General features: G+C 27.0%; 12 protein-coding genes. 2 read left to right on the top strand and 10 right to left on the bottom strand.

All coding sequences use genetic code 11. From position 1 onward, the window contains the following. Positions 1-39 precede the first annotated feature (39 nt). Positions 40-999 (bottom strand): DUF4931 domain-containing protein, encoded by a 960-nt coding sequence (locus ABCP60_RS10160; protein ID WP_343101699.1) that lies wholly within the window; start codon positions 997-999, stop codon positions 40-42. A 293-nt stretch (positions 1,000-1,292) separates the two neighbouring features. Here ABCP60_RS10160 and ABCP60_RS10165 point away from each other — a divergent pair, with 293 nt between their 5' ends. Beyond that, a complete protein-coding gene (locus ABCP60_RS10165; protein ID WP_092924816.1) occupies positions 1,293-2,513 on the top strand; it encodes a pyridoxal phosphate-dependent aminotransferase in 1,221 nt (406 codons plus the stop codon). A gap of 85 nt (positions 2,514-2,598) precedes the next feature. Here ABCP60_RS10165 and ABCP60_RS10170 read toward each other — a convergent pair whose 3' ends face one another. From ABCP60_RS10170 to ABCP60_RS10180, 3 genes are all read right to left on the bottom strand, one after another. Beyond that, on the bottom strand, positions 2,599-3,051 hold the full coding sequence (locus tag ABCP60_RS10170; protein ID WP_092924814.1) for a MarR family transcriptional regulator: 453 nt from the start codon (positions 3,049-3,051) through the stop codon (positions 2,599-2,601). A gap of 170 nt (positions 3,052-3,221) precedes the next feature. Beyond that, positions 3,222-4,664: an adenylosuccinate lyase gene (gene purB, locus ABCP60_RS10175; RefSeq protein WP_343101700.1), complete on the bottom strand. Its 1,443-nt coding sequence runs from the start codon at positions 4,662-4,664 to the stop codon at positions 3,222-3,224. Positions 4,665-4,751: 87 nt separating this feature from the next. Further along, complete coding sequence (locus ABCP60_RS10180) at positions 4,752-5,660, bottom strand: tyrosine-type recombinase/integrase (RefSeq protein ID WP_092924810.1); 909 nt, start codon at positions 5,658-5,660, stop codon at positions 4,752-4,754. A 117-nt stretch (positions 5,661-5,777) separates the two neighbouring features. Here ABCP60_RS10180 and ABCP60_RS10185 point away from each other — a divergent pair, with 117 nt between their 5' ends. Further along, entirely contained in the window at positions 5,778-6,599 is an 822-nt protein-coding gene (locus tag ABCP60_RS10185) for an undecaprenyl-diphosphate phosphatase (protein WP_092924808.1), read from the top strand. A gap of 155 nt (positions 6,600-6,754) precedes the next feature. Here the strand turns inward: ABCP60_RS10185 and ABCP60_RS10190 are convergent, their stop codons facing one another. The 6 genes from ABCP60_RS10190 to recA all read right to left on the bottom strand — a co-directional run bounded on the left by ABCP60_RS10190 (position 6,755) and on the right by recA (position 13,795). Beyond that, positions 6,755-8,536, bottom strand: coding sequence for a UvrD-helicase domain-containing protein (locus tag ABCP60_RS10190; protein WP_343101701.1), 1,782 nt, complete (start codon positions 8,534-8,536; stop codon positions 6,755-6,757). Positions 8,537-8,706: 170 nt separating this feature from the next. Next, positions 8,707-8,988 (bottom strand): hypothetical protein, encoded by a 282-nt coding sequence (locus tag ABCP60_RS10195; RefSeq protein WP_092924804.1) that lies wholly within the window; start codon positions 8,986-8,988, stop codon positions 8,707-8,709. A 172-nt stretch (positions 8,989-9,160) separates the two neighbouring features. Beyond that, a complete protein-coding gene (locus ABCP60_RS10200) occupies positions 9,161-10,210 on the bottom strand; it encodes a DUF4179 domain-containing protein (protein ID WP_166505763.1) in 1,050 nt (349 codons plus the stop codon). Further along, positions 10,200-10,772: a sigma-70 family RNA polymerase sigma factor gene (locus ABCP60_RS10205; protein ID WP_092924800.1), complete on the bottom strand. Its 573-nt coding sequence runs from the start codon at positions 10,770-10,772 to the stop codon at positions 10,200-10,202. The genes ABCP60_RS10200 and ABCP60_RS10205 overlap by 11 nt, the downstream gene beginning before the upstream one ends. A gap of 191 nt (positions 10,773-10,963) precedes the next feature. Continuing rightward, entirely contained in the window at positions 10,964-12,505 is a 1,542-nt protein-coding gene (gene rny, locus ABCP60_RS10210; protein WP_092924798.1) for a ribonuclease Y, read from the bottom strand. A gap of 249 nt (positions 12,506-12,754) precedes the next feature. Continuing rightward, complete coding sequence (recA, locus tag ABCP60_RS10215) at positions 12,755-13,795, bottom strand: recombinase RecA (protein ID WP_092924796.1); 1,041 nt, start codon at positions 13,793-13,795, stop codon at positions 12,755-12,757. Positions 13,796-13,867 lie beyond the last annotated feature (72 nt).

Consider the following 13,867-nt stretch of genomic DNA (forward strand, 5'->3'; position numbering starts at 1 on the left):
TTATTATTGTATTTTTATATTACCCAGTTTTAATTATTATCAATCTATATTATCAAACCTTAATTTATTTGCAAATTCTGAAGGATTAATTGATGATACATATAGTCCTGTACTTAATTCAAATCCTCCAAAACTATATTTCCTAGGTATTATATGCATATGAAAATTATAATACTCATCACATTTTATTTTATTTGGATGTGTATGTATATATAGATTAAAAGGACTATATCCTCTTACCTTATATAGTTTTTTAAATAATTTTTCAAATATTTTAGATAATTCATCTATATGTTTGTCTTCCATGTTTTCAAATCTAATTTTGTCTTTTGATATAATTCTTATCTCACCGCTATATCTAGTGGCATAAGGAACTAAAGCTAAAAAGTATTTACCATTGTATATAGTTCTTTTAAATTCTTTAATTTCTTTATTTATTATATCTTCATATAAAGATGATTTATTTTGATTATAATAATCCTTTGCTATATTTATTTCATTGTATATTTCTGGTGGTACAATTGATAGAGATATGATTTGAGTATGAGGATGATCTAATGATGCACCTGATTTTCTTAAAAAGTTTTTAAAAATACTAACATACTCTATCCCTTTATCATTTATTAAATTTTTATATCTATTTTTATACATCTCAAACATATGAATAAACTCTTCTTTAGTCATGTTATAAAAATTACCATTGTGCCTATAGGTATCTATCATTACTTCGTGAATGCCATATATGTCTTCTTTTTCATCATTTATTATAGGAAATTTATTATTTACAGATTTTACAAGCCATCCATTTTTATCACATACCTTATATTTTTCATCCTCTATAAATTCTTCATTTCCTCTACAAAAAGGACATTTTACTTCATACTCATTGTATATTTCCACTTCTTCATAATTTTTAGCTTTATCCATAGGCCTTTTTGACCTATCCTTTGCTACTATTATTTTATCATTATTCATGTTATCTATTATTAAGTTACTCATTTATAACACCTCTTAGAAATACATTCTTTATTATAAAAGCCTTATACTATTGATTTTACATTATATATCCATTTTTTTGCTACTTTTTTAATATCTTTAACTATTTGTGTATATTCTTATATTTATGTATACAAGATTTTTCACGCCATATATGCTACTATAATCTTGAAATTATAAATTGACTTTTTAAAGCTATCTATGGAAAATCTACTATAAAGCTTTATCGTCATAATATTATTTCCTATGGGCTATAAAATTGTCTGGTTATTTTAATTATATAGGAGGTAGTTTAAATGAAATATTCACAGAGAGTATCTGCTATGCAGTCTTCTCCAATAAGAAAGTTAGTTCCTTATGCACTTGATGCAAAATCTAGAGGAATTAAAGTTTATCATTTAAATATAGGCCAACCAGATATAAAGACTCCAAAAGGATTTTTTGAAGCAGTAAAAAACTTTGATAGTAATGTATTAGAATATGCTGTATCTAATGGTATTCCAGAATTAATAAAATCACTTCAAGATTATTATACTACATATGATATGCATTTTGATAAAGATGAAATACTAATTACTAATGGAGGTAGTGAAGCAATACTTTTCACTCTTATGGCAATATGTGATCCAGGAGATAATATAATAGTACCAGAACCTTTTTATACTAACTACAATGGCTTTAGTCAGTGTATAAATGTAGAAGTAAATCCTATAACAACTAAAGCTGAAAGAGGATTCCACTTACCATCTAAAGAAGAAATCACATCAAGAATCAATTCGAAAACTAAGGGTATATTACTTTCCAACCCAGGTAATCCAACAGGAACAGTTTATACGAAAGAAGAAATAGATATGATAGGTAAAATAGCTATAGAAAACAACTTATGGATAATAGCAGATGAAGTTTATAGAGAATTTGTATACGATGGTCTTTCATATACAAGTTTCGGTAATGTAAAAGAAATAGAAGATAGAGTTGTTATAATAGACAGTGTATCTAAAAGATACAGTGCTTGTGGAGCAAGAATTGGTTCTATAGCATCTAAAAATAAAGGGCTTATAGCACAAATATTAAAACTTTGCCAAGGAAGACTTTGTGTACCTACATTAGAACAAATAGGCTCAGTTGAGCTATATAAGACTCCAACTTCATACTTTAAAGAAGTTAATGAGGAATATAGAAGAAGAAGAGATGTTTTATATAATGAATTAATGAAGGTTGATGGTGTAGTTTGTAAAAAGCCTACTGGTGCATTTTATATAGTTGCTAAGCTTCCTGTTGAAAATGCTGAAGATTTCGTTATATGGATGCTAAAAGATTTTAATAAAGATAATGAAACAGTTATGGTTTGTCCTGCTGAAGGATTCTACTCAACAGAAGGCTTAGGTCGTGATGAGATTAGGCTTGCATATATATTAAATGAAGATGACTTATTAAAAGCTGCTTCTATATTAAAAGAAGGACTTGAAAAATACGTAGAACTAAAAAAATCTCAATTATCATCTGCTGATGCTTAATATAATTTCCTTGTATGTAAAAAAAGAGGTATAATTTTTACCTCTTTTTTATTTATTTTCATAATATAAAATTTTTCTTATATATTTATCTGAAGTTTTCTTGATTTAGTATATCTTCTAAAGTATTTATAGCGTCCCTATATCTTTTTATATCTTCATCATTTAATTTACTTAATTTATCTTCTAGTTTTTGGCTTAACTTTTCCATAAAATCTGATGCAAGATTCATTCCCTTGTCTGTTATACTTATTAAATACTTTCTTCTGTCTGATAAATCTCTAGTTCTTATTACATATCCTTTTTCTGTTAAATCATCAACCATGCTAGTTAAACTCCCCTTTTCTATGTTTAACTTTGAACATAGATCGGTCATACTTATATCCCCATAGTTTTTGATAAACATCAAAGCTCTTAACTGCGTTTTATTAACATTTTTTATAGAAGAATATTCTTTTAAATATTCTAAATATAAACTTGAATATATTTTTGGAAATGTTCTTGATAAAAACGCGATTGTATCTGATACTACGTGGTTCATTTTGCCTCCTTAGATGTTTATATATATTTCTTTTTCTAACTATTAGTTTACATTATAAATCTTATTAAGACAATACTTTTTATTTTATTTTAAAATAATTTTATTATATATTTTTATTTTGTATTATTTTGTATTAAAAAAGTACCATATAATATGGTACTTTTAAAAATTTATACGTGTAAGTCTATTGTCATTCCTATTTGCTCTTTAAACGCTTCTATTGCAGGATCTAAATACTCTTTTACAAATTCTACAACTTGTTCTGGTGCTCTACCTATGAAGTTTTTAGGATCCATTACAGATAGTATTTCTTCTTTAGACATTTTGAAAGAATCATCATTTATTATAAGCTCTATTAAGTTGTTATCTTTACCTTCTTGCTTTACTCTATAAGCTGCTTGCATAGAGTACTCTCTTATTATTTCGTGAAGTTCTTGTCTATCTCCACCTCTTTTTACAGCTTCCATAAGTATATTTTCTGTAGCCATAAATGGAAGTTCTTCATTTATATGTTTATTTATCATATTTTCGTAAACTACTAATCCATTAGTTACATTTATACCTATTTCTATTATAGCATCTGCTGCCATAAATGCTTGTGGTATAGATAATCTCTTGTTTGCTGAATCATCTAAGCTTCTTTCTAACCATTGAGTAGCTTGTACTAATGCAGGACTTAATGATTCTGCTATTATATATTTAGAAAGTGATGCTATTCTTTCACTTCTCATTGGGTTTCTCTTATATGCCATAGCAGATGATCCTATTTGATTCTTTTCAAATGGTTCTTCTATTTCTTTTAAACTTTGTAGTAATCTTATATCATTAGTCATTTTATGCATACTTTGTGCTATACCAGATAATACACTTAACACTTGATAATCTAATTTTCTAGTATATGTTTGTCCACTTACTGCATAAGAAGATTTATATCCCATCTTTTCACAAACTAACTTATTAAGTTCTTTTACTTTTTCATGATCTCCTTCAAATAGACTTAAGAAACTTGCTTGAGTTCCAGTTGTACCTTTAACTCCTCTTAGTTTCATATTATCTATTCTGTAGTTTATATCTTCTAAATCTAGTATTAAATCTTGAGCCCATAATGTAGCTCTTTTACCTACTGTTGTAAGCTGTGCTGCTTGGAAATGTGTAAATCCAAGTGTTGGAACGTCTTTATACTTTAAAGCAAACTCTCTTAAGTTGTTTATTAAGTTTACAAGCTTTATTCTTATAAGTTTTAAAGCCTCATCCATTTGTATAACATCTGTATTATCTCCAACATAAGCTGAAGTAGCACCTAAGTGTATTATACCTTTAGCGCTATCACATTGAAGTCCATATGCCTTTACATGACTCATTACATCATGTCTTACTTCTTTTTCTATTTTTCTAGCTTCATCAAAATTTATATTACATATGTTAGCTTTTAATTCTTCTATTTGTTCATCAGTTATATTTATTCCTAATTCCTTTTCACCTTCTGCAAGTGCCACCCATAACTTTCTCCAAGTTGAGAATTTAAATTGTGGAGAAAATATATAGCTCATATCCTTGCTACAATATCTATCTATTAAAGGGTTTTGGTATGTACTATATTTTTTATCTATCATAATTTTTCGCACCTTCCTTAAGTTGTTATATAATAATTATATAAAATATTACGAACCATAACAAGTTTTTTTTTATTTATGTTCATTTTATTTGTTATTTAACGTAAGATTTTCTTTTTGCATCATATAATCTATACTTTCACTATCAACAAAATTTAATACATATTTATACCTTATAGCATAATATTTATCACTCCAACCTAATTGCTTCTTTATATCAGATTCATTAGCACCTAGTCTTAGTGCTATAGCAGCATAAGAGTGTCTAAAATCTTTTGCAGAATATTGGCAAAGCCCAGCATTATCTAATGCTTTTCTAACTATTAATCTGACATTTCTATCGGTTATAGAATTACTTTTTTGAGTTGTAAATACAAAATCTTCTGTAGGCATTATAACCTCTGATAATCCAGAATAATTTCTATAATCCTCTAATAGCTTAAAACAATATGGATGTAATTTTACTATCCTTTCCTTTCTTTTTTTGCCAAGTCTTACATAGTGGTTATCTTTTTCATCTACCATAAGATCTTTCCATTTTAAACTAACTACTTCATTTAATAAACATCCTGTTGTTACTAAAAATACTATTATAGCTCTATCTCTTATAGTTAACTTATGTATGGAATCTACTAGTTGATTTATTTCTTGAATACTTAACACATCATCTTTAGTTTTTATTCTAGTTACTTCAGGTTTTTCTACATATCTAAATGGATTTACTTCTATATATTCTTCTTTCATTAAAAAATTATAAAAACTATGTAAATAACTATATATCTTTTCTGATGTTGACTTTGCATAGTTTTCTTTTACATCATCGATAAATTTTTGACAATCTTCTTTATCTACATATAAGAGTTCTTTATCGTCTATAAACTCTTTAAATGCTATTATTTTTGATAAGTAATCATGCCTAGTTGCTGGGTTAAGTTTTTTCGAAAAATTTTTAAAAATCTCATATTCATAATCATCTAATTCTATAATTTTATTCATATATTTATCCTTTCATTTCATATATTATATTTAGTTGACACCTTATAATTTTTATTGGTATACTCTAAGTTGACGTTAATTTAGTATGTTAAAATTTTATGTTGGAGGAACTTTTTAATGGCAAATTTAATAGAAATTTTCAAAGCCGTAATACTTGGTATTGTCGAAGGTATAACTGAATGGTTACCTGTAAGTAGTACTGGCCATATGATACTAGTAGATGAATTTATGCACCTTAATTTTTCGGCTACTTTTGTAAATACATTTTTAGTTGTAATACAACTTGGTGCAATACTAGCAGTCATTATCATATTCTTTAAAAAACTAAATCCTTTTGATAGTTCAAAAACTTCTATTCAAAAGAATGAAACAATAAGCTTATGGCTTAAAGTTATAGTAGCTGTTTTTCCATCTGCAATATTAGGATTTTTGTATGATGATAAAATAGAAGCAGCTTTCTTTAATGCTACAACAGTTGCTATTGCACTTATAGTATACGGTATAATCATGATACTACTCGAGAATAGAAATAAAAAACCTAAGTATAATGATTTCTCTCAAGTAACTTATAAGTTAGCTATCGGTATAGGTTTATTCCAGTGTTTAGCTTTAATACCTGGAACATCTAGATCTGGATCTACTATAATAGGTGCAATACTTCTTGGTACATCTAGATATGTAGCTGCAGAATTTTCATTTTTCTTAGCTATACCTACTATGCTTGGGGCTAGTGCACTAAAACTTGCTAAAGCTGGTTTAGCATTTAGTGGACTTGAGTGGGTTGTACTTCTAACTGGTTCTATAGTGGCTTTTGTAGTTTCAGTATTTGTTATAAAGTTTTTAATGGATTATATCAAAAAGCACGACTTTAAAGTATTTGGATACTATAGAATAGTCCTAGGTATAATAGTTTTAGCTTATTTTTACCTTATAAAATAGTATCTTTATAAATTTTATATAAATATAAAAGTCTTCATTTGATTATCTAAATGAAGACTTTTATAATGCATATTAAACCTGATAATACTCTTATAATGTTTATAATGTTTTATTTACTATAAGAAAATACTTATGTTTTTCTTATATTTTCAAACTTATATATTTGATTCTATAAGAAGTTTTATTATATCACTAGATTCTTCATTAAATGCAGTTATTATAGTCAAATCATCACAAGCTCTATTTATAGCCGAGTACACTTTATTTAAATCGCCTACAAAATCGTTTATTTGATAATCCTGACTTTTATCTATTATTTTATGATTGTATAACATTTCTAACTCACATAATACTAAAGCTTTGTATTCTAAATTACTCATATTATAAATATTAGAAATGGTTATTCCAAATTTTTCACTCATATTAGTTAAGTCTTCATCTGCACATATATAAGGTATTTCTGCTTCATCTAATGCCTTTCTTAGCATATATTGGAAGTATATCATTTTTCCACTTTTTAATTTCTTTTTATTGTATGGATATACTATTCCTATATCACTATAATTTAATCCTTTATCTTCTACTAAATGCTCTATCTCCCATATTACAGAGCTTATTTGTTCATCTAAATCACTAACTTTTATTATATCTACAGATTTACCTTCTTCTCTTTTAGATATACTTTTATAAAATTCATTATAAGTTTTATTTTCTCTTAAAGAATGTATATAATTATTTGCATTTTCAGAGAAATTATTTACAAATTCCACTAATCTTTTAGTTTGTTTATAATTATCTTTTAATTCTATTATTTCATCAAACGCTAGATTGTTTACATTTGGTTTGAATATGTTTAAATCATTACTTATGTTTGAACTCTCACATGAATACACATTGAATATGTGTTTAGTTTTATATAAGAATTCTTTTAAGAAATATATTTCCTCACTTGAATACTGTTCGCCTTTATCTACAAATATTCCTTTAAACATCTTCTTATTTTTTATTATATTTTTAGCTTGCTTTATAAGGTTTTCAAAAGCTTTTTCATAGTCCTTTTTTAATAAGCTATAGTTTATTACTAAATTGTATTTTTTAGCTAGCTTAAATATAAAAGAGCTATATGTATGTATTTCTAAATTATTATTATTTTTATATAATAATTTAACCTTTTCTCTAAGCTCATTACATCCTTGTTTTGATGGTGTTATTATTAAAAATTTATGATGTGGATATATTCTAGCTAATTTTATAGCTCTAGATAACATTATTGCTGTTTTACCAGTACCTGGTGCTCCTTTTAAGAGTATATCACCATATTTTATAGATATACTTTTAATAAGCTGACTTTGATTTAGCATAGTCGCACTATACTCATAGTCATCACTATAAAAAGATATCTTTTTAAAATTTTTATTTAAGTGATATTTACTATTAAGTAAATAATACTCAGGGCATACGTCCATCATAAATAAATTTAATGTTACTTCATTATTTGATTCTTCTAGGTAATTATCTAGTAGTTTTTTATCATTCATTATTTCTTCAAGTTTACTTTTGTCTATTATATGTTTATATATAAATTCGCTAAATCCATAATCTTCTTCTATATCTACATATGGCATAACAAAAACATAATTATATTTTATATCACTATGAGACTGCTTCATTTTTAAACTTAACAGGTCATTTTCTTCACTCATAACCTCTAATAGGTCTTCTTCTAGGATATAGAATATATCTTCTGTTGTATCCATAAATTTTATAAATAGCGCTTTATTGTCTTTTATATATAACATATCTGTATTGATCCCTTTAAATGGTGTTACTTTAGGTATTATTTTTACATCTCTTTCTATATTTTCATAGAATACTTTTTCTACTTCTTTTATTTTTAAAGCATCTAGTTCAGAGTCAATATTTATGTAATTTTTCACCTGATATTCCCCCTCGCTTACTAATAATTATAGCATTTAAACTTATAATTTACTATATTTACTATGTATTCTATAAACTTCTTAATTTATATTAATTTAATTATATAAATTGTATCATTATATTATAGTTTTTACAAAAATAGGGAAGTTTATAACTCCCCTTAAAATTTTTAATGTCTATAATGTTCTTCCATCCAAATATTCATTTTTCTTCTTACTTCATTTTCTTTTACTTCATCAAAATAAGCATCATCTATATTATAAGTATCTACTAGATTGTATGATTCTATAGGGTATTCTAAAAAGTTGCCATTTTTATTTATAAATCCTATTGTCATTATTTCATAATTATCTTCATTTTTATTAAGAACTACTCCATATTCAACTTCTTTTTCTTTATCATTAACTTTAGTCATTTTTACATACTGATTTTTTGATAATTGTTTTAGCATACTAGCACTCCTTTTATTTATAATAAACTTACACATATTTAGTATTTCCAATTTTCTTGCTTATATTTAATCTTTATATACATAAGTATTGTACTATATTGTATTTTTGTTTCTTTATATAAAAAAATGCATACTTATAAAATTTTAAGTATGCACTCTTTTTAAAGCTATATTATTTTTTTAAGTTTATGACTTCATCAAGTACTACATCACTACCTATTTCTTCGTATGTTCCTGGTTGTGATTTTAACTCTTTATATTTAGGTTTTTCTATCACTACTCTAATGTTTTTGCTATCTTTTGGTGATTGTAAATAAGTTTTATCACCTTTATTATCATTATCTGCTGTAGACTCTGATTGTTCTAGTTTTTTTCCTTTGTCATCAAATACTGTCATTCTATATTCATCCCACGTACCTTTTTTGTAAGAATTTTTGATTATCATATCAAAAGGTGTTATAGAAATTGAATTAACTTTTACAAAATCATTTTCAACATTTTCTAAATTTATAATATTTCTTAATTCTTTATTTACTTTTACTGGAATGTTAAACGCCCAAGTTCCCCAAGTTACATCATCTTTATCACCTTCATTTATAGCATAGTTATCTATAACTTTTAATTTAGTCTTAAATGTAAATTCATTTGGTACTTCTTCTTTTATTTCATTTATTTTATATTTTTGTACTCCAACAAATGTATACTCATCAATAAATTTTCCTTCTAACCCTGCAAATCCAGTTGAATCTAGTTCTTTATCACTAAAGCTAACTTTATTATAAGCTTCTTCTATTATTAATTGATTCATATCTAGTTTTTTCCCATTTCCCCAAGAAGTATATTTAAATGGTTTTTCATTTTCAACTACATAAGTTATATATAATGATTGCCCATCGCATACAACTTCTGAAAGTGTAACCCCTATCCCATTTGAATATGCTGTTTCATTAATAGCTGTAGAATATTGAGAATAATTTCCTGGGAAGTAAATATTTTTTTCTATTGCTTCAAAAACATTACCTACAAAAGGTATTTTAGATGCTAACGCTGGGTTTAAAGCTCCTAGTGTAAGTATTCCAACTAAGCTTGCAGCAGCTATTTTAGGCAAATTATTTCTTTTATGATTTTTATTTTTCTCTTTTAATGCCTTTGATACTCCCTTTTCTATAGCTTCATCTATATCTAAAGGTATATTTATATTATCATATTTCTTATTGCTCATTTATCTCGCCCTCCATTAATATTTCCTTTAATTGCTTCTTTGCTCTTCTCATATGGCTTTTAACTGTATTTATTGGTATATCCATATTTTGAGAAATCTCTTCAATAGTCATGTCATTAAAGTACTTTAAAATAATAACCATTTTGTATTGCTCTCTTAAACTATCTATCGCATCATATAAATCTAATTTTTCTTCTATTGAAATTTCCTTTGCTTTTTCAACTATATTTGCTTCTTCTTCTATGTAAACTATCTTGTCTTCCTTCTTTGAATAATCTATAGCTACATTTATTAGCACTTTTGTTATCCAAGTTTTAAAAAATTTTGGTTCACTCAATTTATTTATATTTAATAATCCCTTGTAAGTAGTCTCTTGTAATATATCTAAAGCTTTTTGCTCATCTTTTACGTAACTATATGCAATTTTGTAAAGAGATGCTTTATGAACTTTCATCAATTCTGTAAATGCTTTTGAGTCCCCTTTTATAGCTTTTTTAGCTAGCTTTATATTAGACTCTCCTTTTTTTCTTCCTTGCCAAGGTAATGTTAATACATTTCCCATATGTTCCTCCTTTTTTTCAATGTGCCATGACACAAAATGTATACAACAATTAGACTGACATAAATACTAAAAAGTTGCAAATTTTTATATTTTTTATAAATTTATATATGATTAGAAAATTTAAATATTAATAAAGGGCTCTAATACTAATTTTTATACAAATAAAAAAAGAGAGTAAATTACTCTCTTTTTTACTTAGCATATTCAATTGCTCTTGTTTCTCTTATTATACTAACTTTTATTTGACCTGGATATTCTAATTCATCTTCGATTTTCTTAGTCATATCACGAGCTAATAAATGTATATCTTCATCGCTTACATTTTCAGGTTTAACCATTATTCTAACTTCTCTACCTGCTTGTATAGCAAACGATTTTTCTACACCATCATAAGAGTTTGCGATCTCTTCTAGCTTTTCAAGTCTCTTTATATACGCCTCTAATGTTTCTCTTCTAGCACCTGGTCTTGCTGCTGATATAGCATCTGCCGCAGTTACTAAAACAGCTTCTATTGTTTGAGGTTCATAGTCTCCATGGTGAGTACTCATAGCATGTATAACTTCTTTAGATTCTTTATATCTTCTTAATAAGTCCATACCTATTTCTACATGTGTACCTTCCATTTCATGGTCAACAGATTTACCTATATCATGAAGTAAACCAGCTCTTTTAGCTAATTTTATATCAGCTCCTATTTCAGCTGCCATTATACCTGCTATATGTGCAACTTCAATAGAATGTTTAAGTACATTTTGTCCATAACTAGTTCTGTAGTTAAGTCTACCTAATAGTCTAATTAACTCTGGATGAAGTCCGTGCACTCCTGTTTCAAATGCTGCTTGTTCCCCATATTCCTTAATTATATTATCTACTTCTTTTCTAGCTTTTTCTACCATTTCTTCTATTCTAGCTGGATGTATTCTTCCATCTGCTATTAGCTTTTCTAAAGCTATTCTTGCAACTTCTCTTCTTATAGGATCAAATCCTGATAAAATTACAGCTTCTGGAGTATCGTCTATTATTAAATCAATTCCTGTTAAAGTTTCTAGAGTTCTTATATTTCTTCCTTCTCTACCTATTATTCTACCCTTCATTTCATCATTTGGTAAATTAACTACTGTAACAGTTGTTTCTGCAACATGGTCTGCTGCACATTTTTGTATAGCATAACCTATTATTTCTCTTGATTTTTTTTCAGCTTCTTCCTTAGCTTGAGATTCTATCTCTTTTATCATTATAGACATTTCACGTCTTACTTCTCTCTCAGCATTAGTTAATATTATCTCTTTTGCCTTATCAGAAGTTATACCTGATATGTTTTCTAATTTTTCAAGTTGCTTTACTTTTATTTCTTCTACTTCTTCTTCTTTTTTTGCTACATTTTTAAGCTTATCACTTAAACTATTTTCTTTTGATTCTAGGTTATATAATTTCTTATCTAGAACTTCTTCTTTTTGTATTATTCTTCTTTCGTATTTTTGTAAGTCATTTCTTCTTTCTTTGTTTTCTCTTTCAGCTTCAGTTCTCCACTTGTGGATTTCTTCCTTAGCTTCTAGTTGCTTTTCTTTTTTAATAGTTTCTGAGTCTCTATTTGCTTTATCTATAATTTCTTTGGCTAAGCTTTCTGCTTGTCCAATTTTAGTCTCAGATATATTTTTTCTTACAAAATATCCAGCTATAATACCTATTGCTGCCCCTATCAAAAGCATTACTACAGTCTCTATGACATCCACCTCCTTTAGTTAATATCCCAAAATGTCACTTCTAAGATTTTAATCGTTAAAGTACAATCATAACTATGATATACGTTTATAAACTATAAGTATTTTCATAATCTATGTTGTAATAACAACAAAATACCTTTATTTATATTTATCTAAGAATATTTATATATAGAACTAAATTTAGATATTTTATTTCTCTTTAATTTTATAATTTTTTCTAACTCATGTCAAGTTAATAGGAGGTGTATGTTTAAGTTATTATTGCTTATCTATTTCATCTTCTAATGGTGCATTTTCTTTATTTTCATCTAATTTGTAGTGTGCTCTTACCTTCTCATCTATTTCTGCTATTAAATCAGGATTATCTGATAAGAATTTCTTAACATTTTCTCTACCTTGTCCTAATTTTATATCATTATAGCTATACCAAGCTCCTGACTTTTTAACTACATCTATATCTGCTGCTATATCTAATAAATCTCCAACCTTAGATATACCTTCACCATACATTATGTCAAACTCTGTTTGCTTAAATGGTGGTGCAACTTTATTTTTAACTACTTTTACTCTTGTTCTACTTCCGATTACTTTATCGCCTTGTTTTATACTATCTACTCTTCTAACATCAAGTCTTACAGATGAGTAGAATTTAAGCGCACGCCCACCTGTTGTTGTTTCTGGATTTCCAAACATTATACCAACTTTTTCTCTTAATTGGTTTATAAATATTGCAACACAATTAGATTTTTTTATTGAACCTGTTAATTTTCTAAGCGCTTGAGACATAAGTCTAGCTTGAAGACCAACGTGAGAGTCTCCCATGTCCCCTTCTATTTCAGCTCTTGGAACAAGTGCTGCAACTGAATCGACTACTATTATATCTATAGCTCCACTTCTTATAAGTGCTTCTGCTATTTCTAGTGCTTGTTCCCCTGTATCTGGTTGAGATATTATTAAGTTATCTATGTCAACTCCTAATGCTTTTGCATATACTGGGTCAAGTGCATGTTCTGCATCTATAAATGCTGCTATTCCACCTTGTTTTTGAGCTTCTGCTACTGTGTGAAGTGCAACTGTTGTCTTACCTGAAGATTCCGGTCCATATACTTCTATTATTCTTCCCTTTGGTAATCCACCTATACCAACTGCAATATCTAGCCCTATTGAACCTGTTGGTATAACATCTATATTCATAGATGTAGCTTCTCCTAATTTCATTACTGACCCTTTCCCAAAGTCTTTTTCTATTTGACCTAACGCTTGGTTAAGTGCTTTTAATTTATCTTGTTCTATACTCATTTATATCCATCCCTTTCTTTCGCTTTTTACAAACATTTGTTCTGTAATATAGATTATATACTAATTTTTAAT

It is taken from the genome of Romboutsia sp. MSSM.1001216sp_RTP31141st1_G3_RTP31141_220114, from assembly GCF_039031195.1.
In the GTDB taxonomy this organism is placed as follows: Bacteria; Bacillota; Clostridia; order Peptostreptococcales; family Peptostreptococcaceae; genus Romboutsia_C; species Romboutsia_C hominis.